This window comes from Ignatzschineria sp. 22MB058224, from assembly GCF_058188435.1.
The window spans coordinates 1781085-1805000 of the sequence record NZ_CP187366.1; the positions used below are offsets into that span (position 1 = coordinate 1781085).

The 23916-nt window shown below is 40.2% G+C and carries 19 protein-coding genes and 2 rRNA genes (1 of these 21 cut by a window edge); 9 read left to right on the forward strand and 12 right to left on the reverse strand.

Going from position 1 to position 23916, the window contains the following annotated elements; all coding sequences use genetic code 11:
* Positions 1-13: 13 nt before the first annotated feature.
* The 3 genes from recF to ACPF7B_RS07770 all read right to left on the reverse strand — a co-directional run bounded on the left by recF (position 14) and on the right by ACPF7B_RS07770 (position 3281).
* Positions 14-1105 (reverse strand): DNA replication/repair protein RecF, encoded by a 1092-nt coding sequence (gene recF, locus ACPF7B_RS07760; protein ID WP_490505245.1) that lies wholly within the window; start codon positions 1103-1105, stop codon positions 14-16.
* 6 nt (positions 1106-1111) lie between these two features.
* Positions 1112-2212, reverse strand: a complete 1101-nt coding sequence (dnaN, locus tag ACPF7B_RS07765; protein WP_490505246.1) for a DNA polymerase III subunit beta — start codon at positions 2210-2212, stop codon at positions 1112-1114.
* Between the two features lie 526 nt (positions 2213-2738).
* A complete protein-coding gene (locus ACPF7B_RS07770) occupies positions 2739-3281 on the reverse strand; it encodes a gamma carbonic anhydrase family protein (protein WP_490505247.1) in 543 nt (180 codons plus the stop codon).
* Positions 3282-3424: 143 nt separating this feature from the next.
* Between ACPF7B_RS07770 and pheA the strand changes: the two genes are divergently transcribed.
* The 3 genes from pheA (at position 3425) to folB (ending at position 5528) form a co-directional block, all read left to right on the forward strand.
* Positions 3425-4516 carry a prephenate dehydratase gene (gene pheA / locus ACPF7B_RS07775; RefSeq protein ID WP_490505248.1) on the forward strand — a complete coding sequence of 364 codons (1092 nt, stop codon included), beginning with the start codon at positions 3425-3427 and terminating at the stop codon, positions 4514-4516.
* 159 nt (positions 4517-4675) lie between these two features.
* Complete coding sequence (locus tag ACPF7B_RS07780; RefSeq protein ID WP_490505249.1) at positions 4676-4945, forward strand: hypothetical protein; 270 nt, start codon at positions 4676-4678, stop codon at positions 4943-4945.
* Positions 4946-5132: 187 nt separating this feature from the next.
* Positions 5133-5528 carry a dihydroneopterin aldolase gene (gene folB / locus ACPF7B_RS07785; RefSeq protein ID WP_490505250.1) on the forward strand — a complete coding sequence of 132 codons (396 nt, stop codon included), beginning with the start codon at positions 5133-5135 and terminating at the stop codon, positions 5526-5528.
* Here the strand turns inward: folB and ACPF7B_RS07790 are convergent.
* Both ACPF7B_RS07790 and ACPF7B_RS07795 read right to left on the reverse strand, forming a co-directional pair.
* Entirely contained in the window at positions 5518-5964 is a 447-nt protein-coding gene (locus ACPF7B_RS07790; protein ID WP_490505251.1) for a GNAT family N-acetyltransferase, read from the reverse strand. The two genes, folB and ACPF7B_RS07790, sit on opposite strands and share 11 nt — an antisense overlap.
* 161 nt (positions 5965-6125) lie before the next feature.
* On the reverse strand, positions 6126-7382 hold the full coding sequence (locus ACPF7B_RS07795) for a D-amino acid dehydrogenase (RefSeq protein WP_490505252.1): 1257 nt from the start codon (positions 7380-7382) through the stop codon (positions 6126-6128).
* Between the two features lie 210 nt (positions 7383-7592).
* Here ACPF7B_RS07795 and ACPF7B_RS07800 point away from each other — a divergent pair, with 210 nt between their 5' ends.
* The 3 genes from ACPF7B_RS07800 (at position 7593) to ACPF7B_RS07810 (ending at position 11756) form a co-directional block, all read left to right on the forward strand.
* On the forward strand, positions 7593-9026 hold the full coding sequence (locus ACPF7B_RS07800) for an alanine/glycine:cation symporter family protein (protein ID WP_490505253.1): 1434 nt from the start codon (positions 7593-7595) through the stop codon (positions 9024-9026).
* Between the two features lie 85 nt (positions 9027-9111).
* Positions 9112-9495: a methylglyoxal synthase gene (locus ACPF7B_RS07805; RefSeq protein WP_490505254.1), complete on the forward strand. Its 384-nt coding sequence runs from the start codon at positions 9112-9114 to the stop codon at positions 9493-9495.
* A gap of 203 nt (positions 9496-9698) precedes the next feature.
* Entirely contained in the window at positions 9699-11756 is a 2058-nt protein-coding gene (locus ACPF7B_RS07810) for an OPT family oligopeptide transporter (protein WP_490505255.1), read from the forward strand.
* A gap of 100 nt (positions 11757-11856) precedes the next feature.
* On the opposite strand, the gene ACPF7B_RS07815 is transcribed toward ACPF7B_RS07810, so the two are convergent.
* Both ACPF7B_RS07815 and ffh read right to left on the reverse strand, forming a co-directional pair.
* A complete protein-coding gene (locus ACPF7B_RS07815) occupies positions 11857-12894 on the reverse strand; it encodes a S49 family peptidase (protein WP_490505256.1) in 1038 nt (345 codons plus the stop codon).
* 144 nt (positions 12895-13038) lie between these two features.
* A complete protein-coding gene (gene ffh / locus ACPF7B_RS07820) occupies positions 13039-14388 on the reverse strand; it encodes a signal recognition particle protein (RefSeq protein WP_490505257.1) in 1350 nt (449 codons plus the stop codon).
* A gap of 127 nt (positions 14389-14515) precedes the next feature.
* Between ffh and ACPF7B_RS07825 the strand changes: the two genes are divergently transcribed.
* The 3 genes from ACPF7B_RS07825 to gltX all read left to right on the forward strand — a co-directional run bounded on the left by ACPF7B_RS07825 (position 14516) and on the right by gltX (position 17648).
* Entirely contained in the window at positions 14516-15295 is a 780-nt protein-coding gene (locus ACPF7B_RS07825) for a cytochrome C assembly family protein (protein WP_490505258.1), read from the forward strand.
* 23 nt (positions 15296-15318) lie between these two features.
* Positions 15319-16131, forward strand: coding sequence for a twin-arginine translocase subunit TatC (gene tatC / locus ACPF7B_RS07830; protein WP_490505259.1), 813 nt, complete (start codon positions 15319-15321; stop codon positions 16129-16131).
* Between the two features lie 98 nt (positions 16132-16229).
* Complete coding sequence (gene gltX, locus ACPF7B_RS07835; RefSeq protein WP_490505260.1) at positions 16230-17648, forward strand: glutamate--tRNA ligase; 1419 nt, start codon at positions 16230-16232, stop codon at positions 17646-17648.
* Positions 17649-17729: 81 nt separating this feature from the next.
* On the opposite strand, the gene ACPF7B_RS07840 is transcribed toward gltX, so the two are convergent.
* From ACPF7B_RS07840 to ACPF7B_RS07860, 5 genes are all read right to left on the reverse strand, one after another.
* Complete coding sequence (locus tag ACPF7B_RS07840; protein WP_490505261.1) at positions 17730-18071, reverse strand: RidA family protein; 342 nt, start codon at positions 18069-18071, stop codon at positions 17730-17732.
* Positions 18072-18136: 65 nt separating this feature from the next.
* Positions 18137-18871, reverse strand: coding sequence for a retron Ec78 anti-phage system effector HNH endonuclease PtuB (gene ptuB / locus ACPF7B_RS07845; protein WP_490505262.1), 735 nt, complete (start codon positions 18869-18871; stop codon positions 18137-18139).
* Between the two features lie 5 nt (positions 18872-18876).
* Positions 18877-20520 (reverse strand): retron Ec78 anti-phage system effector ATPase PtuA, encoded by a 1644-nt coding sequence (gene ptuA, locus ACPF7B_RS07850; RefSeq protein ID WP_490505263.1) that lies wholly within the window; start codon positions 20518-20520, stop codon positions 18877-18879.
* Positions 20521-20857: 337 nt separating this feature from the next.
* A 5S ribosomal RNA gene (rrf, locus tag ACPF7B_RS07855) occupies positions 20858-20972 on the reverse strand.
* 181 nt (positions 20973-21153) lie between these two features.
* Positions 21154-23916, reverse strand: a 23S ribosomal RNA gene (locus ACPF7B_RS07860) (it continues 149 nt past the right edge of the window).

Here is a 23916-nt window from a genome sequence, read left to right on the forward strand (position 1 = left end):
TAATAACCGCGAATTATACCATTTTTTGGGCAACGCCGTCATTAAGTTGATAATGACTCATCATAGTTTTTAATGCTGAATCAGTTAATTCAGGAAACTCATCTGCTTCAAGACATGTTACGAAAAGCTGCGATTTTTGAGCAAGAAGCTCCTCTAATAGGATTAGCCGACGATCTTTATCGAGCTCTGCCGTCAAATCATCCATCAATAAAATTGTCGATGACTGTTTTAAGGATTGATGTAATTGAATTTGTGCAAGCATCAATGCAATCGTTACTAGCTTAATTTGTCCCCGCGATAAATGCTGCGCTACCGGCTTACCACTATATTTCACAGTGAAATCTCCACGATGTGGACCTAATCTTGTAAAAGTCATTTGCCGATCTCGCGCTCGAGATTCATTTAGGGCTTCGCGTAATTTGGTAGGTGTAAACCCTGCATGATATTCTATTTCCCAATCCTCTTCTCGAATCAATCGATTGAGTAATGCCGTAATGTAGGGGACGATTTCCATTAAAAAATTGGAACGAGCAAGATGCAACAGCTCCCCTGACTCTGCAAGTTCTTCTTCAATACTACTTAAAACAGCATCCGAAAAATGACTTTTTAATCCAGCATTTCGTTGAGATAGCGCACGCTCATATCTCTGCCATATTCGTAAGTAATGCTCATAATTTTGAAATAATCCCCAATCGAGATACTGTCGGCGAGCTTTTGGCTCTTCCATTAAATTATTCCCCGTATCAGGGCCTAGAAAAAGCATAGGAAGAAGCTTCGCTAGGTGAGAGCGTTTTTGTACTGTTTCACCATCTTGGCGGACACGAATATCACTGCGAGAACGCTCAATACCTAAGTGAGAATAAATTTCTAGATCAACAGAATAGAGTTGTGCAATGACACGAAAATAGTCTTCTCCATCACAAATTGCTTGATTAATTCGAGATGTACGAAAAGAACGAACTTGAGAAAGATAATAAACAGATTCTAAAAGTGATGTTTTACCAGATGCATTTTTGCCGACAATTAAATTAAAGCGCGAGTCAAATTCAAAGTTTTGACTCGCTAAATGCCTAAATTTTTCAACTTGTAATGATTGTATAATCACTCGAAATTAAAGTCTCATTGGCATAACAACATAACGAACATCGTCGCTATCAGAATTTTGAATTAAGCAACTTGAATTAGGAGCGGTGAAACTTAAACGTACCATTTCATCATCAAGTACTTTCAACGCATCAATCAGATAAACCACATTAAATGCGGTTGCAAAAGACTCACCTTGATAATTTACTTCGACTTCTTCTTCTGCTTGCTCTTGTTCTGGATTATTCACCTGAAGCTTCAAGAGATAATCGGAAACAGTAAAACGAATTCCACGGAATTTATCTTGTGATAAAACCGAAGCGCGCGTCAATGCTTCGATCAAGCCTTGACGGTCTGCCACAATAATTTTATCACCTAATGGTGGCACTACTCGTTTATAGTCGGGGAATTTCCCATCGATCAGTTTGGTCGTAAAGACAATACTGCCCAACTCAACGCGCAAATGATTTTCACTCAATTCTAAGTGAAGTGGCGCAGATTCATTCTCAATAAGTTTTAAAAGCTCCTCAACACCTTTACGCGGAATAATTAATTGTTTCTCAATGCCTGAGGACTCCGGAAGCATTAAATAAGAAACAGAGAGACGATGTCCATCTGTTGCTACCGCATTGAGCTCTGTTCCGTTTACATCAAGTAGTAAGCCATTGAGAAAATAACGAACATCCGATACGGCCATCGAGAACGCAACACGCTCTATTAAACGACGTAATTCATTTTTTGGCAGTGTTAATGTCTTTTCAAACTCCAAGTGATCTGATACAGGATACTCATCAACAGACAAGCAGCTCAGTGTAAACTTCGAACGACCAGCTGTAATCGTTGCTCTGAGATCTTTGACTTCGATCTGGACTTCAATGCCATTTGGAAGGGCTTTTAAGATATCGAATAATTTACGAGCAGGAAATGTGATTGCACCTTGTTCAATGGGAATATGAGGAAAGGAACAAGTAAGTTCAATCTCTAAGTCAGTCGTGGTTAAGGTGATTTCATCCTCACTAACAACACATTTTACATTCGCTAAAATAGGGAGTGTTTGTGTTCTATCAATCACACCGATGATTGCCTGAAGGGGCTTCATCAACTGCTCTCTTTGAATAACTAACTTCATATATCCTCTTCTCGAACCTTATATTGGGTGAGTCATAAGCAAACGCTATTGGTGAATGCAAATCTACTATGGATTCAAAATCACTCGATAAGATTGCATCTATAAAAAAGATTAACTTATCTTAGAATTATAGCATGATATTTTAAAGCTTGCTATTCGTAACACATAAGCATTCATGAGAGATTTGAAAGATTCACCACAAAAGATCTAGCTCTACAAGACTTATCCACAAAGTTGTTCACAACCTTAGACAACTAAAACATGCGAGCCATAAAAACACAAATGTTTCAGCTAGTTAACAAAGATGGGAACTGATCCACACACAGGACTTTGAGAGAATAGCATCTGCCTTAGCGTAATGCATTATAGATTTCGATAACAGATGAAGAATTTTTAAAGAGCCGTAACGTTGTATCAAAACAGTAAGCCATTGTTTGCCCATAAATGCGTCCCTAAAATCCCTATTTTTTTCAACGTTCGGCTATCATAAGTATCGATGTTATCCCTTCATTTTTAATAATGATAACTACTTTGCCCAATCTTTTAGATAACGATCTTTTAAGGCCACATATTGTTTAGCCGAATGATATAAATTTTCAATCTCTTGATCCGTCAATGTTTTGATTTTCCGTGCCGGCGCGCCCACCCAAACTTCACCGGTTTTCACAACTTTTCCCGGCGCCAATAATGCGCCTGCGCCAAGAATACTGTGTTTTTCAACTTTTGAGCCATCAAGTAAAATTGCTCGCATACCGATTAAAACCCCCTCCTCTACGGTGCATCCATGAAGCATAGCGCCATGCCCGACTGTAACATCGGCACCAATAATTGTAGGGTATCCATAAGGGGGATTTGCACCTACATTTGTGACATGAATAATCGAACCATCTTGAATATTCGTTCTATCACCTATTTCAACATAATTGACATCGCCACGGATCACAACACCCGGCCATATTGAGACATCTTTCCCCATTCGAACATCACCAATCACAGTACTATTTGGCGCAATCCAACTACCTTCACCCAATTGTGGCATTAAGCCTTCAAATTCAAAAATGGTTCTCATGCATCTTCCCTCGATGATTTTTTTAATTTCCAAAATATCAATATATGATATTAATCATACATTAAGATTTTTGAATTACATCCTTTCAATTAGAATGAATGTAGCTTATTTAATTACCTGAGAGAGACCGGATTACACGCGCAATGACGAACAATAATTCTAATGACCCATTAAGCATTCATCGCAACGCGATTGATAAGATCGATAACGAAATTTTGAAGCTCCTCAATGAACGGGCAAAAGCAGCGAAAGCAATTGGTGACATCAAGATCGCCAATGGTGATACCGAGATGTATCGCCCTGAACGTGAAGCACAAATTCTCAAAAGTAAAATGACAAATAATCCTGGCCCCATCGCCGATACGGATATCGCTCGTCTTTTCAGAGAAATTATGTCTATCTGCCTCTCTTTAGAAAAACCGCTAAATATTGCCTATTTAGGCCCAGAAGGTACTTTTACCGAAGAAGCAGCAATTAAGCATTTCGGAGGTTCTGCGCAACGCACCCCTATTCGCACAATCGACGAGATATTTCATGCCGTTGAGTCTAATAAATTCGATTTTGGCGTTGTACCTATCGAAAACTCAACAGAAGGAGCGGTTAACCAAACTCTTGATTGTTTCCCAACCTCGAATGTCTTTATCTGCGGCGAAACCGAGCTTAAAATCCATCAAAATTTAATGAGCCATGAGACTGATCTTAAAGAGATTAAAATCATCTATGCTCATCCTCAATCTCTTGCTCAATGCCGCTCGTGGCTAGATGAATATCTACCGCATGCAGAACGAATTGCGACAAACTCGAACGCAGGTGCTGCAGAAAGAGCGGCAAAAGAAGCAGGAACAGCGGCACTTGGAGGAAAACAGGCAGCTGAAGTCTATCATTTACCGATTGTAGAAAAAAATATTGAAGATAATCTCACTAATAGCACTCGATTCTTAATCATTGGCAATAAAGAGATTCCACCAAGTGGTAATGATAAAACGACAATTGTTGTCTCCGCGAATGATCGTCCCGGATTGCTATTACATCTCATTGCGCCATTATCAAAATATAATATTACGATGTCGCGCATTGAATCGCGTCCATCCAAAAATAGCAATTGGAGCTATATTTTCTTTATTGATGTGCTTGGACATCAAAGTGAACATGGACTAAAACTCGCACTCAGTGAGATTAAAGAAGTGTCATCTTTCTTCAAGGTATTAGGCTCTTATCCAACGGCACTCTATTAAAATCATACAAAAGAGGTCTATTTTAGTTCTTCATTTAACTTAAATTATTGAAAATCTTGTTGCAACTGTTTCGATTTTCAAGAAAGCGTTATAGAATACGCATGACTTTATTAACCAATAAAGTTTTACTAAATATTTTCAATTACAGAGAATTTAATTATGGAACCTCAAAATAACTTGCAAAATACAACACATTCTCCAGTTATGAGTGTGAAAGATTGGTTAATTACTATGATTATCATTGCAATTCCAATTGTTGGCTTTGTTATGGCAATCGTATGGGCAATTGATGCTAAAAATCCAACTAAAACAAACTTTTTCCGTGCTTACTGGATCTTTGTTGCGATTCTTCTTCTTTTCTACATCATCTTAATGCTGATTATGATGGCAACAATTGGTGCATCTGGCGGTTTTAATGGCGGTTATTAATCATCACATCGCATAAAAATCGATAATGCTCTATCACATGATAGAGCATTTTTTTAATCCTAATATTTCAATCATACTTAAACTTCGTTAATCTCTTTCCATCTAAAATAGATGACCACAGCAATTGTTTACGATAATCTTTTAGCTGAAAAAACAGCTCCTAAAGTACCTAAAAGGAATAGATAAAATGGCAACACTCAATAAGAATTCATCAACCGATATTGTGTTTATTAAAAATCTGAGACTTGAGGTTATTATTGGAATATATCCCAAAGAGCGAGTTGAAAAACAACCGATTACACTCAATATTGAGATGGAATGGGATAATAGACCATCGGCAAATTCAGATGATATCGCACTGACGCTCGATTACGAAAAAGTAAGTAATTATATTAAAGAATTTGCTAAAAAATCCGCGTTTCAACTAGTAGAAACGTTTACAGAAACCCTTGCCCGTAAGTTAATTGAATCTTTCGATATCCCGGCACTTTCAATCGAGTTAAATAAATTAACGGCAATTGAAGATACGGATGCTGTGGGTGTACGAATCTATCGTCAAAAATCCCACTACATTAATCTTTAGTCATTTTAGACAAGGATTTTACAAACTCAATACGATCTCGACATTCAATCCCATCTTCATATATGGGATCAGAATAATGCTCTCGAAAATAATCTGGAATAACCCCACTAATTTCAAACCCACATTCTTGATAAAGCTTTAATTGATGGATACTACTATTACCGGTTGCAATATGAAGATGCTCTGCACCTGATTTTTTCAAAAAATCTATTGCTGCCATTAATAATCTGCGGCCAATTCCTCGGCGTTGAAAGGAGTCTTCAACCGCTAGATTCATCACTTCCCAAGATTTTTCCGACACCAAGCTTTTAATGAGAATAACACCCACAATTCTCCCTGATGAAGTTGAGATCTCTCGAACGCCAAACGCAGTACTGCTATACAAATAGGATTGAATTTGTGCAATCGATGGATCAGCAAGTAGAAGCAGACTCATTGGTATTATTCGAGGATTTTCTATTTTTTCGATGATACACGCCACGTCAAACACTCTCTACAAAATAGCAGCAAAATAAAAAAAGATTCGCGAAAAGAATAAATCTTTATAAACGAATCTCTCTTGATAAATCTAACAATGATCAACAGCCATCGTGATGATTACTTGTAACGCGTAATATCCAAGCCTTCTGTACTAATCTCTGGATTTTCACCGGCAATAAGATCACTGACATATCGACCAGAGCCTGCGGCCATCGTCCAGCCAAGTGTTCCATGCCCAATATTTAAAAAGAGGTTCTCATATTTTGCTCGGCCTAAAATAGGTGTTCCATCAGGCGTTGCAGGTCGTAACCCTGTCCAGAATTCAGCTTTAGGAATATCGCCGCCTTCGGGATAAAGATCTTTCGTCACAAACTCTAAGGTTTCGCGGCGACGCGGATCAAGACTTAAATCATATCCCATTAACTCTGCCATTCCTCCGACACGAATACGCTTATCGAAACGGGTAATCGCAATTTTGTATGTTTCATCTAAAATTGTAGACTTAGGTGCCATTTCCGAATTAGTAATCGGAATCGTTAATGAATACCCTTTAAGCGGGTAAACAGGAATATAAATACCGATTGGTGCAAGTTTTTCCGCGCCGTAGCTTCCTAAACAGACGGCATAAGCATCTGCTTTTAAAAGCTCACCATCCACTTGAACACCCGTTACTTTGTTACCACTTGTTTCAATTTTTTCAACAACGCAACCGAACTTAAAGATCACACCTAGCTCTTTCGCCTTCTCTGCTAAACGACTAGTATAGAGATAGCAATCTCCTGTTTCATCATTAGGAAGACGCAATCCTCCGGCAAGTTTATGAACTGTATTAGCTAGTGCAGGCTCAACATTTACAATGCCTTCTTGATTTAGGACTTCATAAGGTACATTAAACGCTTCGAGAACCTCAATATCTTTTTTAATTGCTTCCATCTGTTTATCAGTACGAAGAAGCTGTGTTGTACCAAGTGATCGCTCTTCATAATGAAGGTCGATCTCTGCACGTAGTTCACGTAAGCAATCGCGACTATATTCTGAAACACGGACCATACGTGCTTTATTAATAGCATAACGTTTTTCGTTACAATTAAGGAGCAACTGCATCATCCATTGATACTGTTTTAGACTTGATGTCGGACGAATCGCTAAAGGTGCATGCTTACTCTGCATCAACCATTTAATCGCTTTTGAAGGAATCCCTGGAGCTGCCCATGGAGACGCATATCCCGGTGAAATCTGACCAGCATTTCCATAACTTGTTTCTAGTCCTGCACCATCTTGGCGATCAACGACAGTAACCTTAAACCCCTTTTTGGCTAAAAAATAAGCAAGCGATGTGCCAACCGCGCCACTCCCTAAGACTAATACATCCATAGTGATTTTCCTCCTCACTTTTACATGGTATCTTCTTTTATCTTTCACAATTTATGCTTATAATTATCTCTATTTGAGATACATAAACATCTCACTCTAAGTCATCAGCTATTATACAGTCTTCTCTAAAATAGCTATGAGATTTAAGAGATTCCTTGATTTTAAACCCAAAAATGGCGCTATACCTCATCCATGCGATAGGAAATTATTATGACTTTTGAATCCTTACTCACTAGCTTTCAACATATCCTTTGGGATTATCTGCTTGTCTATCTTCTTTGTGGAATCGGTATTCTCTACACCATATTGCTTAAAGGCATTCAAGTTCGTAAATTTAAAACCGCATTTGGTGCATTAACTTCTAAATTCTCACTTAAAGGTAAAAGTGCCGATAAAAGTGGAATGAGCTCATTCCAAGCGGTTTCTACTGCAATTGCTGGACAAGTAGGAACAGGAAATCTTGCAGGTCCTGCAACAGCCATTATCGCCGGCGGTCCTGGTGCAATTTTTTGGATGTGGATATCATCATTTTTTGGAATGGCCACAATCTTCGCCGAAGCGATTCTGGCACAGAAATATCGTTCTAAAGATCGAACTGGTCAAGCTGTTGGTGGGCCTGCTTACTATATTGAAAAAGGTTTAAAGCTTAAGTGGTTAGCCATAATCTTTGCAGTCTTGATTATTCTTGCGCTTGGCATCATCGGAAATATGGTGCAATCAAATTCCATTGCCGCCGCTTTTGAAAAATCACTCTCAATTCCAACATGGGTCACAGGTCTTTTTGTCGCTGTACTTGTGACTCTTTTAGTGATTGGTGGCATTAAAAATATTGCTGCATTTACCGAAAAAGTTGTTCCCTCCATGGCTTTTTTCTATCTTATTGGCGCTATTATCGTTCTTACGATGAATTACCAATATATTTTACCGGCGTTTAAAGCGATCTTTATTGCCGCATTTAATCCAGCAGCAGTACTCGGTGGTGGTGCAGGTATTGCAATTCAACAAGCGATGCGACTTGGCATTGCCCGTGGACTTTTCTCTAACGAAGCAGGAATGGGATCAACGCCTCACGCCCATGCAGTAGCAAAAGTTAAAACACCAGAAGAGCAAGGCTATATTGCAATGATGGGCGTTTTTGTTGTGGGTATCATTGTGACATTAACAGGTCTTGTGATTATTACCTCAGGGATTCGTGGCTGGGAAGCATCAGGAACTACGAATCCATCCTTCCTCTCATTCTTCGATGGACAAGGAACAGGAATTACAATTACGCAATATGCCTATGAAATGATTTTTGGTTCAGCTGGTGGAATCTTTATTGCAATATCACTTCTCTTCTTTGCATTCTCAACCATTATCGGCTGGTATTATTATGCAGAAACAAACGTCCGCTATCTTTTCAAACATCGAACTGCCGTCCCAGCATTCCAAGTTGTCGTGATAATGGGTGTTTTCTTCGCGGCCTTTGTCAAAGTTGACCTCGTCTGGCAGTTAGCAGATCTCTTTAATGGATTAATGGTATTACCCAATATCGTGGCGCTTTTCTTATTAGCACCAATTGTGGTGATGGAGACAAGTGGCATTCATTGGAAGTCACTGCCATTTTTTAATCGCACTATAAAAATTGAAAAATCAGAGAAATAGCTGATAAGTATCTACTTTAAATATCGATGTTAGTCTACAATGACGGTATTTAAAGATGATTTATTTATTAAATAAAAGGTAGACCATGAAAAGACTTTCTATCGGCTTAGTGGCGCATGATGCAAAGAAGAAACTACTTGTTGATTGGGTTGGTGATTATCTCCCCTACTTTCGACAACACGATCTTTTTGCAACAGGAACAACTGGACAACATATTTTAGATGCCTATCCAGATCTCTCTTTAACGCGTTTAAAGAGTGGGCCTTTAGGCGGTGATCAACAACTTGGCTCAATGATATGTACTGATAAGCTCGATATGCTCATCTTCTTCACCGATGCGTTAACACCAATGCCACACGATGTTGATGTCAAAGCGCTCATCCGTCTTTCAACGCTCTATAATATTCCGGTGGCGTTCAATACCGCGACAGCAAGCCTATTGATGGAAGCGGTGCTTATTGATAACTAAACAATCATTAGTGAGCCATTGATTATCTCTATAACTATCTAATAGCCCTCATCAACCAATTAGAGGGCTTTTCTCTTAAAAAAGCATCTTAATTATCTCTATTCATTCATCTTTTTAGAAAAATCATGGATGATATGATTTTAATGCACACGATAACAATCAATAGTAAACTTATAATCTTTTTAAATTAACGAAGGATCGTCATGAATCAAATGCGAGAACTGACGCTCCGAGGCATGATTCTCGGAGCTTTAATTACGGTGATCTTTACCGCATCAAACGTCTATCTTGGTCTAAAAGTCGGCTTAACATTCTCCTCTGCAATTCCGGCAGCGGTTATTTCAATGGCGGTACTTCGCCTCTTTGCTGGCTCGACTATTCTCGAAAACAATATGGTGCAAACCCAAGCATCTGCAGCCGGAACACTCTCTTCCATTATTTTCGCAATCCCCGGCCTTTTGATGATTGGTTATTGGCAAGACTTTCATTTCCTTATGACATTCTTTATCTGTGCGGCAGGTGGAATGCTTGGAGTACTCTTCTCTATCCCCCTTCGCCATGTAATGGTCGTTAAAAGTGACCTTCCTTATCCTGAGGGCGTTGCCGCTGCTGAAATTTTAAAAGCGGGATGTAACGAAGAAGTTGATGCAAAGGGAAATACCTCCTCAAAAGAGGGTTTAAAAGATATTCTCTTTGGAACCAGTATTGCTGCTGTTGTTGCACTATTTACCGGAGGTTTTCGTATTATTTCCGGAGGTGCTGCCTATTTTGTTACTACGGGAAAAGCGTTATTTCAAATTCCAATGGGCTTTTCTTTAGCGCTAATGAGCGCTGGTTATCTTGTAGGAATTGTCTCTTGTATCGCGATTATTATTGGTGCCATCATCGCTTGGGGAATTGCTGTACCAATCTTAAGTAGTATTGGAACCTTCCCAGCAGACATGAGTTATGGAGCGATTGCTTCTCAAATTTGGGCACAAGATGTTCGCTTTATCGGAGCAGGTACATTGGCAATTGCAGCGCTTTGGACACTATTAACGCTCTTTAAACCTGTTATTGAAGGCATTAAAATGTCGCTTGGCGCGTTTAAAGGGGAAACAGGCAATACGACAAAACGTACTGAACAAGATCTCTCACCGAAAACGATTCTCCTCATTATGTTGGCAATGGTCGTAATTTTAATCGGTACTTTTTACAGCTTCATCAGTGATGCAAACCTCTCTGCCGGCCTTGCATGGACCTTAGTTGGTTTTTCTGTTCTTTTTGCCTTTGTAATGGGGTTTTTAGTCGCAGCTGCAAGTGGTTACATGGCGGGGTTAGTTGGATCTTCTGCAAGTCCCATCTCAGGGATTGGTATCGTTGCGATTACGATTGTTGCGATTTTGTTACTTTTGATTGGTGAATCTTCAGGATTAATGGATTCTGCAGATGGTACCAAATTTGCAACAGCGCTTGCGATTTTCACAACAAGTGTTGTACTTGCGATTGCATGTATCTCTAACGACAACCTGCAAGATCTCAAAACGGGATATCTTGTGCATGCAACACCGTGGAAGCAGCAAGTTGCTCTCTTAATTGGATGCGTTGTAGGAGCAATTGTAATCGCACCTGTATTAGATATTCTCTATCAAGCATATGGCTTTACTGGCGCGCTTCCTCGTCCTGGCATGGATGAGTCTCAAGTATTAGCGGCTCCACAAGCAACATTGATGGCCACAATCTCTTCAGGTATCTTCTCACATCAACTTGAGTGGACCATGATTATCATTGGTCTTGTGCTTGGTGCTGCGATTATTATTCTCGACTTTTTCTTAGCAAGAAGTGGTTCTAAATTCCGCCTACCTGCATTAGCTGTGGGGATGGGAATTTATCTGCCACCATCGATTACTACTCCGATCTTTATCGGCGGTCTACTCTCATGGATTATTAAACGTATTGCTCATAGACGCCTTGCTGGTAAACCCGAAAAAGTACGCACCGAAGAGTATCGTAAGGCTGATCGTAAAAGTGCACTTATTGCATCAGGACTCATTGTTGGTGAGAGCCTTGTGGGTGTGATTCTTGCGACCATTATTGTAATCACCATGAACATTGATGCCATTCCAGATGAGCGCAAAGATGCGCCACTCTCTCTTTCAAGTTATATGGAAGGTTTCTTTGGTGCATCAACCCCAATGCTACAACAGCTATTTGGGTTGATTATCTTTATCACGATCGCAATTGTCTTTGTAAGACGAGCAGTATCAGTTATCAAAAAATAGCATAATACTACGCTATATTTAATATTTATAAAAAAGCGCCGAAGCATTAATATGCCGGCGCTTTTATTCTTTATAGTTCATCAAGTTTTTAGTTAGCGGATTAATGCCACTCTACTTCAGGAAATGCTGAACGAATACCGGAGACAACTCCCATTCCTAAGCCTTTCATCATCCGAGAAAAAGGATCTTCTTTCTCAGTAAAATCGACGATAAAAGGTGCGTTAAAGACTTCCCGTGCGACTTCAGAAGGTGATCCAAGTCCATCAATCAGCCCAATCTCCAATGCCTGCTCACCATTCCAAATCAAACCACTATAAAGATTGGGATAATCACGATTTAAACGGTCACCACGTCCAGCTTCTACCGCCGCAATAAACTGTTGATGAACACCATCTAAAACACTTTTCCAAAACTCAGTCTCCACCGCATTTTGTGGCGAGAAAGGATCTAAAAAGGCTTTATATTCCCCAGAGGTATACAGTCTTCGATCAATCCCAACTTTATCGATTAACTTATTAAAGCCAAAACCGGCAGCCGTAACCCCGATAGATCCTACTAAACTTGCTTTATCTGCAACAATTACATCTGCTGCCGATGCAATATAGTACGCGCCAGAAGCACCGATATCTTCAATGACAGCATAGATGGGTTTATTAGGAAATAATTTCTTTAACCGATTAATCTCATCATAGACATAGCCACTTTGTACTGGTGAACCACCTCCTGAATTAATACGCAGAATAATGCCAGCAGCTTTAGGATCTTGAAAAGCTTTTTGTAAACCCGTCATAATTTTGTCGCCGCTTGCATCCATACCATCAGCAATCATCCCTTTAACTTCGATAACCGCGGTATAACGATCAACAATATTTCCTTGTGAATCGATATGGATATTAGAATTACCGATACTTTTAATAGTAAAAAAGAGCAATACTAATAATAGGAAAATCACCCCGAAGAAGAGTTTAAAAAAGATATTCCAGCGACGTTTACGACGCGCTTCAATCGTTGATGCATTTAACGCATTAGCTAATGTCTGCGCCAATAATGAACTTTCATTAACTTGAGATTGTGCTACTTTTTGTGTAGCAATTGCCGCAGAGTCAAGTGTTGGAGGATTTGATTGATGATTATTCATAATCGTCTATACCCTTTAATTTTAAGTGGAAATTAATAACGATCGTCTTAATTTGATTTACTAATTATGCCATAGAGTTCTATTCGACAATAAAAAAGCCTGATATCTCGTAAGGATATCAGGCTCAAAATCCACTCGTTTACTTTAACGTTTCGGCATTTTACCTTTCAAAGAGCGCATCATCTTACGAACTCCACCCCCTTTGAATTGTTTCATCATACGCTGCATTTGATCGAACTCTTTCAAAAGTTTATGAACGTCTTGGATATTCACACCAGAACCATCAGCGATACGTTTACGACGTGGCGCTTTAATTAATTTATGATCTGCTCGTTCAGCGGGTGTCATTGAATTAATAATCGCAATCTTCTGTACGAAAATTTTATCATCCACTTTACCTTTGGCTTTCTCGGCGATATCACCCATTCCCGGCAATTTTGTCAATAACGTATTAATGCCACCCATATTGAGCATCTGTTCCATTTGCGCTTTAAAGTCATTAAGATCGAGCCCTTCCCCTTTCTTAAATTTATTAGTTAAACGCTCGGCCTCTTGGCGATCAACTTTCGCTTCCATCTCTTCAACAAGTGATAAAACATCACCCATATCCAAAATTCGAGAGGCTAAACGATCAGGATGAAAAGGTTCTAAAGCTTCTAACTTTTCACCAACACCGAGAAATTTAATCGGTTTTTGCGTAATATGACGAATCGATAATGCCGCACCACCACGCGCATCACCATCAATTTTCGTTAAAATCACCCCGGTTAGAGGCAGTGCATCATTAAATGCTTTTGCTGTATTTGCTGCATCTTGTCCCGTCATACTATCGACAACAAAGAGTGTCTCAATAGGGTTCAATACAGCGTGCACATCTTTGATTTCACCCATCAATTCTTCATCAATATGAAGACGACCCGCAGTATCGACAATCAGAACATCAGCATTCATCAGCTTCGCACTTTCAATCGCTTTACGCGCAATATCCACAGGCTTTTCATCCGCCGTCGATGGAATAAATTCGGCACCAACTTTGCCAGCAACGGTTCTTAACTGTTCAATTGCAGCAGGACGATAGACGTCTGCACTGACAACTGCAACTTTCTTTTTCTCTTTCTCCTCAAGAAAACGCGCGAGCTTACCGACGGATGTTGTTTTACCCGCACCTTGAAGACCCGCCATTAAAATTATTGCCGGCGGCTGTGTCCGAAGATTTAATGATTCATTACTTTCACCCATAATTTTTATGAGCTCTTCATGAACCACTTTAATAAATACTTGTCCAGGATTCAGGCTATCAATTACTTCACGACCCACTGCTCGTTCTTTAACCTGATTAATAAAATCTTTCACCACCGGAAGTGCAACATCTGCCTCTAAAAGTGCCATCCTCACTTCACGCAGTGCATCCTGAATGTTACTCTCTGTTAAACGGGCTTGCCCGCGGAGTGAACGCATCGTTTGTCGTAAACGACCGCTTAAATTCTCAAACATAAAAACCCTTTTTAGCTTTTATTTATAATTCTTATAAAATTTCTAGTAAAATCACTGTATAGTTTACTTGAATTAGGGACTTCTTTAAAGTTCCCTCCAAGATATAAAAAGGGAAGATTTTTAGACCATGACATTAATAGTGATCAACATTGGACTCTATCTTCTGACCATGCTTTTTCTAATTGGCGCACTGCTCAAAAAAGAGAAAAAATGGTGGTGGATACTTAGTTATATCGGCATTTTTGCGGGGTTATTGCTGCAAGCACGAAATCTTAGCTACCAATTAGCACAAGGGAATTTCCAAGAGATTAGTGCCTTTGAAGCGCTTTCAGTCTCCTCTTTAGTGATGGTTCTTTTAATCATCCCCTACATAAAACGCCATGTGAATACGGCGATTGTGATCATTCTTTTCGCAGCTATCACGCAAGGACTTTCCTTATTCAATACCAATGAAGTAAGTTTTGGCACCGCTTCACCATGGTTAAGCTTGCATATCCTTACCTCAATATTAGCCTATGCAATCTTATTACTAACCTCCATTCAGGCATTACTGGTCTATCTTCGCGATCGAGCATTAAAACAAAAACGATCAATTACTCACAAACTCCCTCCCATCATGCGAATGGAGTTACTTCTATTTCGATTACTCTTAATGGGTTTCATTGCCTTAACATGTAGCCTCATTACAAGTTTTGCGTTTATAGATCAATGGTTTTCACCGCACTTTATCCATAAAACTGTTTTAACAGGATTTGCATGGGCTTTATACGGTGCGATTCTATTTGCGCATCTCAAATTTGGACTCCGTGGACAACGAGCCGCGAAATATATTCTTTTAACAGCGGTTATTCTTCTTTTAGGGATTACCGGTACTCGACTAATTCAAGAGCAACTTTTTACCGTTTAATCCCACTTGGTTAACGCAAATATATGACATCTATGACGGACAATACCTCTTCAAAAGAACAGACCTTTATTCATCACCTTATTGAACTCCGAGACCGTTTTATTCGGGCAAGTCTTGGTGTCCTTTTAGTGTTTGTCTGTTTAATATACTTCGCGAATGATATCTATAATTTCGTCGCGACACCGCTTCTCAATGCCATGCCTGAAGGCGGTAAAATGATTGCTACCGATGTTATCGCACCCTTTTTAGCTCCGATAAAGCTTACTCTTTGGGTATCTTTCTTTATTGCGATTCCTTGGGTACTCTATCAAGTTTGGGCATTTGTTGCACCAGGGCTCTATCAACATGAAAAAAAGATCGCGTTTCCTATTATCTTCACAAGTGTCATTCTCTTTTATTTAGGAATGCTCTTCGCCTATTATGCAGTCATGCCGATTATGTTTAAGTTTTTAACGGGTTCTGCGCCGGCCGGTGTTGAAATTGCTACTGATATTAATAAATATCTCTCCACAATTTTGCGCCTCTTTTTCTTCTTTGGTATTGTTTTTGAAATTCCCATTATTTTGATTATCTTAATCTCTCTAAAAATCATTAAAACTGAAAGTTTAGTGAGTAAACGGCCCTATATTATTGTGGGTATCTTTACCGCATCTGCCATTGCTACCCCCCCAGACCCATTCTCTATGATTATATTTGCCAGCGCCGCACTTCTGCTTTTTGAGGTAGGACTTTATATTGGTAAACGTATTGAAAAACGCAGGATATTAGAAGATAACGAAAATGCAGAGGGCGATGATACAACTATTACCGAAATAGATAACAATCAAAAAGAGTAAGCAATACAATCAATCCCTAGATTCTCCCTGCTTGTACTAGTAAAAGTGGTACAATTAGGGATTATTCTATTTTATATTTCAACAAATTTTGGACAATCATGATGGTTAAAACTCGATTTGCCCCATCACCAACGGGCTATCTTCACATTGGTGGCGCTAGAACTGCGCTCTTTTCTCATCTTTTTGCACTTCATAACAATGGATCGACCGTTCTACGCATCGAAGATACTGACTTAGAACGCTCAACGCCGGAGGCTGTGGCTGCAATTATGGAGAGTTTAGAATGGCTAGGTTTAAAGTATGATGAAGGTCCATACTATCAAACAAAACGCTTTGATCGATACAAAGAAGTCATTGAAGAGTTATTAGCTTCTGGACATGCCTATTATTGCTATTGTACTCAAGAAGAGCTTGCTGAAATGCGCGCAAAAGCGGAAGCTAAAAAAGAGAAGCCTCGTTATGATGGCACTTGGCGCCCAGAACCTGGTAAAACATTGCCACCTATCCCGGAAGGTATTAAACCTGTTGTTCGTTTTAAACAACCACAAATTGGTGCAACCTCTTTTAGTGATCTTGTACATGGCAATTTAAGCGTACAAAATAGTGAGTTAGATGATTTAATTATTGCGCGTGGCGATGGCTCCCCAACGTATAATTTTTGTGTGGTAATCGATGATGTGGACATGGAAATTACCCATGTTATCCGCGGGGATGATCATATCAATAATACTTATCGCCAAGTAAATATTTTCAAAGCAATGGGCAAGCCTGTCCCACAATTTGCACATCTTGCCATGATCCTTGGTGATGATGGACAAAAGCTCTCTAAACGCCATGGTGCAGTTGGTGTTATGGAGTATTACGAACGCGGTTTTTTACCCGAAGCAGTATTGAACTACCTTGTACGTCTTGGCTGGTCACATGGCGATCAGGAGATTTTCTCATTTGAAGAGATGGTGAAATATTTCGATCTTAAAAATGTGAATAAATCAGCAAGTGCTTTCAATACCTCGAAACTACGTTGGCTTAATCAACACTATATGATTGAGAAAAATCCCGTTGAACTTGCGATGCTCTTAAAACCATTTTTAGAAAAAATCGGCATCAAAACTGAAAGTACACCAGAGTTTGATAACTATCTTACAAAAGTCGTTGAAGCACACGTTAAACGTGTTGAAACACTTGTCGAACTTGCTGAAATGGTCAAATACCTTTTCGTTGAAGAGATCGAGATTGAAAATGTTGCAAAAGAGAAACAACTCACCGCAGTATCTAAGCCAGTATTAGAAAAACTCGTTGAGATTCTTTCAGCCGTCGATGCTTGGGAACCTACCAACCTCGATGCAGCCGTAAAAGAAGTAACTCAAATTCTTGAAGTTGGGATGGGGAAAGTCGGTATGCCGCTGCGTACAGCAATCGTTGGCCGTACAAACTCGCCAAACCTTGATGAAACACTCTATCTTGTTGGAAAAAAACGCACGCTCGATCGCTTACAAAGAGCGATCGCAATGACCTAGCAGATCACTGTCTATCACGCATATAAAAAGGTGTTTGTTTCAAAACAAACACCTTTTTATTATCAATAAAGTAATAAATTTTTAAACTGCAGCAATCACCTTCACTTCGACCTTCCAAAGTGGATTCATCAAATTTGCTTGCACAGTACAGCGTACAGGAGGATTTTCTTTATCAAGCCATTCATCCCATGCACGATTCATTCCCTCTAAATCATGACTAGATACTAAAAAGATCGTAATATCTAAAATCTTGGATTTATCACTTCCTGCTGTTTTCAACATCTGATCAATATCAGCAAGCGTACTTTGCATCTGTAAGTAGATATCGTTTTCCACACGGGTCGGTACCGCAGTATAATAAAGGGTATCGCCATTAATGACGATATCAGACATTCGCTCACCCTTATTAATTCGTTTAATCATCTGTTTTCTCCTTTGGACATAGAGTCAATATCATATAGTATTCATTACACAATGAATACTCAGAATTACTTCCGACGTTGTCGTCCTTTTCGCCGGTAAATATTATTAATTTCTTTAAAATCGATTAAATCAAGAAGATCTAAATACCGCTTAATATAATCAATTTTTAATGATTGATAAACTGTACCAATTTGCTCATAAATCAATGTACGTAATTCGTTCTTTAGTTCATTTCGCAATTGTCGATCATCAGCAGAAAGATCACACCAGATTATAAACTCCTCCTCTAACTGCTGTAATGGTTCTAAATAACGTTGGCGTATTTTTGTCAAAGGAGGGTGATTTAAATTAAAGGCTTTAATGGATTCTTTAGCCCGTAAATAATTCTCATCACTGAGACTATTTTTGACTGAAATACGCCCATTTTTATAATAGCGGAAGAATTGCTCTGGATCATCTTCATCAGGTTTTATCAGGAGCTTATGGCGAACGTGATAAGGATTTTTACCCCCATCTTTAAAAACCCCGCATGTATACTGATTATTACAAGAGCCAAACAAGTTATTCCAATCAAAGGTTAACTCAGGAAATTTTGCTCGAGGAAAAAAATGTTCAATGTGACTATCATCTCTCGAGAATTCACTTTCACAATATGCACAATATTGTCCCTGCATTTCATGCAACTTTTCCCAAATCTGCCGGCGATCTCTGCCACGAAATCTTTCCCAATTTTGAGCCTTCCGTTGTTGAGCTCGCCTTAAACACTTGGGTATTTTTTGCGGACGTTCCAACTTCTTCATGAGATTCATTCCTCATTATCAGATTGATATTGGCGTTCCAATATACGCTGGCGCATACGCTGCAATTTCTGTAAATTACGGATTTTTTCCATTTCAAGACTATCTTTTCCATAATGCTTTTCAAGTGAATCATAGAGTTGCTGCCCTTCCTCACTGCTATCAACATTATTTTCAATCATCTTTTCAAGACTTTGATACTGCTGTTGTTCCTTAATATTTGGAACATCGGACATATTCAGAATACGCAATAAAATATTATCAGCTGATAAACCTCGGGTCTGGAATAGTGGAGAATGAACTTTAACATGATTCGTTTTAAAATCATTTTTCAAATAACGAATCTGATTTTTATGAACTGTGGAAATTACCTGAGGACTATGGGTTGTAATCACAAACTGCATTTTAGGAAAAATCTTAAGTAAGGAATCGATAATTGTCTGTTGCCAAGTAGGATGCAGATGTAGCTCTATCTCATCGATAATAATGATTCCCGGTGTTTGACGTGGATCTTCCAAATGTGGATTAAGTATTTCTAAGCGAGAAAGGAGGTCAGCAACCATAAATAGTACCGAACGTTGCCCATGAGATAGAAATTGTATATCGTGTAATTCATCATAAATGTCTAAAACAACACGATCTTTACCGGTAGACCGATCAACGAAAATTCCACTTGCATTGGGAATCAATATTTTTACCGTTTCATTAACAAGTTTCAGAAGTTTCTCGGCAGTGGTATGAGGACGATTTTCGATAGCTGCTATCTTCTCATCAGTATCTCGAATTTTTTGCTCAATATCGCTACTCATCTCATCAACAAGTTTTTTTTGTAAGGCATCAGCGCCTTTACTACGTTTTTTGAAGCTATCGATTGTCTCAAGTAGTAGTTTTTTAAAACTCAAGAGATCCTGCATCTCGGATCTTTCCGATTGATTAGCAAGGTTTTCAAGTGTCACAAACCATTCAATCATGTCAGAAATACGAATTTTTTCATCGAGTGCATGATCATAAGCGCTCGCTCGATTCAAATGTATCTTTCTTGCTCCACGAATAAAATTTGTACGATTTACACTGTAAAAGATAAAAAGAGGTAATGTCACTTCACAATCGTCGTTAACAACACATTCACGGATCACTCTAGAGGTTCCTTCTAGCTGTGAAAAATCAGATACTTTTGCATCTGCACCATCTTGCAAGCTATGAGTAAGACTAAACTCAAGATTATTAAAAGGATCAATCATTAATTGGAGTTGAATTTCTGCATGATTTGACCCGACTTTAACTTCATTTTCAGAAATTGTTTGTCCTGTTTTTTCCTCTTTTGCAATCGCGCTGACAACCCAAGAAAGCGCTTTTGTTAGACTCTCGCAAACTGTTGTCTTACCAGTCGCATTTTCACCAATTAGCACAGTTAAACGAGGGTCGAAACTCAACTCAAGATAATCAAGACGTTTAATATTACGAATAGTGATATTCTCAGCTTTATATTCCGCGTGATTGAGAATATTTTCACAACGAATAAGCGCTTCACGCGAAGTTGATATATCCATACCCTCATTACTTCTCTCACGCTCAATGGCTTTAAAATTACCTAATAGCGAGCGCTCATTATATTTTGTAGACTTCAGATTCTGCTGAGATTTGTTTGTCATTGATTCATCCATCCTCGTAAGTGTTCTAGTTAACATATCATATCATTATGACAATAGATAAGTACCCAACGATAATCAGCATCTTACTATTGATAATAAGACCACACATTTGGTAGATAAAAATACATGGTACAAGTCAATTCCTTATCTTTCATTTCAAATGTAATTCAAGCTAAAGCAATCTCCGGCGGGGATTGTTGGTATTGGTATTGGTATTGGTATTGGTATTTGTATTGGCCTAAAAATCGCGGACTTACCTATTTTCGATTGGTTATGATTATTCCGCGCAGCAATGAAAAAGCCCCTAGTTCAATGAACTAGGGGCCTTCAAATTAAGCCCTGGAAATGACCTACTCTCACATGGGAACTCCCACACTACCATCGGCGCTGCTACGTTTCACTTCTGAGTTCGGGATGGGATCAGGTGGTTCCATAGCGCTATTGTTTCCAGGAAAACTGGTGTGTGCTTGAAGTGATACTCACTCCACTCACAAATAAATTTGATTAGTTGGTTGTAACAGCAATGGCGATTTATCTCGCGTTGATTGTTTTGTTGTGCACTTAAGTTTGTGTATTCACATTAACTTTGGAAACGCTTTCATGTCTCGTAGTCAATTGTCTAAGACCTATTATATGGTCAAGCCTCACGGTCAATTAGTATTGGTAAGCTCAATGCATTACTGCACTTACACACCCAACCTATCAACGTCGTAGTCTTCGACGGACCTTTAGAGGGGTTAAACCCCTAGGGAAATCTAATCTTGAGGAAGGCTTCCCGCTTAGATGCTTTCAGCGGTTATCCCGTCCGTATGTAGCTACCCGGCAATGCCATTGGCATGACAACCGGAACACCAGAGATACGTCCACTTCGGTCCTCTCGTACTAGAAGCAGCTCCTCTCAAATTTCCAACGCCCACGGCAGATAGGGACCGAACTGTCTCACGACGTTCTGAACCCAACTCGCGTACCACTTTAAATGGCGAACAGCCATACCCTTGGGACCGACTACAGCCCCAGGATGTGATGAGTCGACATCGAGGTGCCAAACTCCGCCGTCGATATGAACTCTTGGGCGGAATCAGCCTGTTATCCCCGGAGTACCTTTTATCCGTTGAGCGATGGCCTTTCCATACAGAACCACCGGATCACTAAAACCTACTTTCGTACCTGCTCGACGTGTCTGTCTCGCAGTCAAGCACCCTTTTGCTTTTGCACTCAATAGCCCGATTTCCGACCGGGCTGAGGGTACCTTCGTACTCCTCCGTTACTCTTTCGGAGGAGACCGCCCCAGTCAAACTACCCACCATACAATGTCCTTAGCCCAGATAATGGGCCTAAGTTAGAATTCCAAATCTTTCAGGGTGGTATTTCAAGGATGGCTCCACTAAAACTAGCGTCTTAGCTTCAAAGCCTCCCACCTATCCTGCACAAAAAGATTCAAAATCCACTGTAAAGCTATAGTAAAGGTTCACGGGGTCTTTCCGTCTTGCCGCGGGTACACCGCATCTTCACGGCGATTTCAATTTCACTGAGTCTCGGGTGGAGACAGCCTGGCCGTCATTGCGCCATTCGTGCAGGTCGGAACTTACCCGACAAGGAATTTCGCTACCTTAGGACCGTTATAGTTACGGCCGCCGTTTACTGGGGCTTCGATCAAGAGCTTCGCTTACGCTAACCCCATCAATTAACCTTCCAGCACCGGGCAGGCGTCAGACCCTATACGTCCACTTTCGTGTTTGCAGAGTCCTGTGTTTTTGATAAACAGTTGCAGCCAGCTTTTCACTGCGACCCTCCTCAGCTTACTGCGTAAAGCATTCACCAAGGAAGGTGTACCTTCTCCCGAAGTTACGGTACGATTTTGCCGAGTTCCTTCACCCGAGTTCTCTCAAGCGCCTTAGAATTCTCATCCCAACCACCAGTGTCGGTTTGGGGTACGGTTCTCATATCACTATTGCTTAGAAGCTTTTCTTGGAAGCATAGCATCAACCACTCCGGAGCTCGTAAGCTCCTCGCATTCACATCTCAGTATTAAGATCCCGGATTTGCCTAAGATCTCTACCTACTTGCTTACACTGGCATACCAATCACCAGCTGGTCTAGCTTTCTCCGTCCCTCCATCGCATGATACGAGAGTTCAGGAATATTAACCTGATTCCCATCGACTACGCATCTCTGCCTCGTCTTAGGGGCCGACTCACCCTGCTCCGATTAACGTTGAACAGGAAACCTTGGTCTTTCGGCGTGCGAGTCTTTCACTCGCATTAACGTTACTTATGTCAACATTCGCACTTCTGATACCTCCAGCAGCTCTTACGAGTCCACCTTCACAGGCTTACAGAACGCTCCCCTACCACATATATTCTATAATATACATCCGCAGCTTCGGTATATCGCTTTAGCCCCGCTAAATCTTCCGCGCAGGCCGACTCGACTAGTGAGCTATTACGCTTTCTTTAAATGATGGCTGCTTCTAAGCCAACATCCTAGCTGTCTATGCCTTCCCACATCGTTTACCACTGAGCGATAATTTAGGGACCTTAGCTGGCGGTCTGGGTTGTTTCCCTCTCCACAATGGATGTTAGCACCCACTGTGTGTCTCCCATGATAATACTTTCCGGTATTCGGAGTTTGCATCGGGTTGGTAAGTCGGGATGACCCCCTAGCCGAAACAGTGCTCTACCCCCGGAAGTAAATTACATGAGGCGCTACCTAAATAGCTTTCGGGGAGAACCAGCTATCTCCAAGCTTGATTAGCCTTTCACTCCGACCCACAGCTCATCCCCATCTATTGCAACAGATGTGGGTTCGGCCCTCCAGTCAGTGTTACCTAACTTTCAGCCTGGCCATGGGTAGATCGCCTGGTTTCGGGTCTACACCCTGCGACTATACGCCCTATTAAGACTCGGTTTCCCTACGCCTACCCTATTCGGTTAAGCTTGCCACAGAATGTAAGTCGTTGACCCATTATACAAAAGGTACGCAGTCACCCTAAAAAGGGCTCCCACTGCTTGTACGTACACGGTTTCAGATTCTATTTCACTCCCCTCACAGGGGTTCTTTTCACCTTTCCCTCACGGTACTTGTTCACTATCGGTCGATTACGAGTATTTAGCCTTGGAGGATGGTCCCCCCATGTTCAGACAGGATTTCACGTGTCCCGCCCTACTTGTTGATATACCTAGTACCACTGTCTACATTTAAAATACGGGGCTATCACCCTCTACGGCTCATCTTTCCAGATGATTCTTCTATATAAACAGCTATCATATATCGGCTACTCCCGGGTCGCTCGCCACTACTGCGGGAATCTCAATTGATTTCTTTTCCTCTGGTTACTTAGATGTTTCAGTTCACCAGGTTCGCTTCCTTAAACCTATATATTCAGTTAAAGGATGA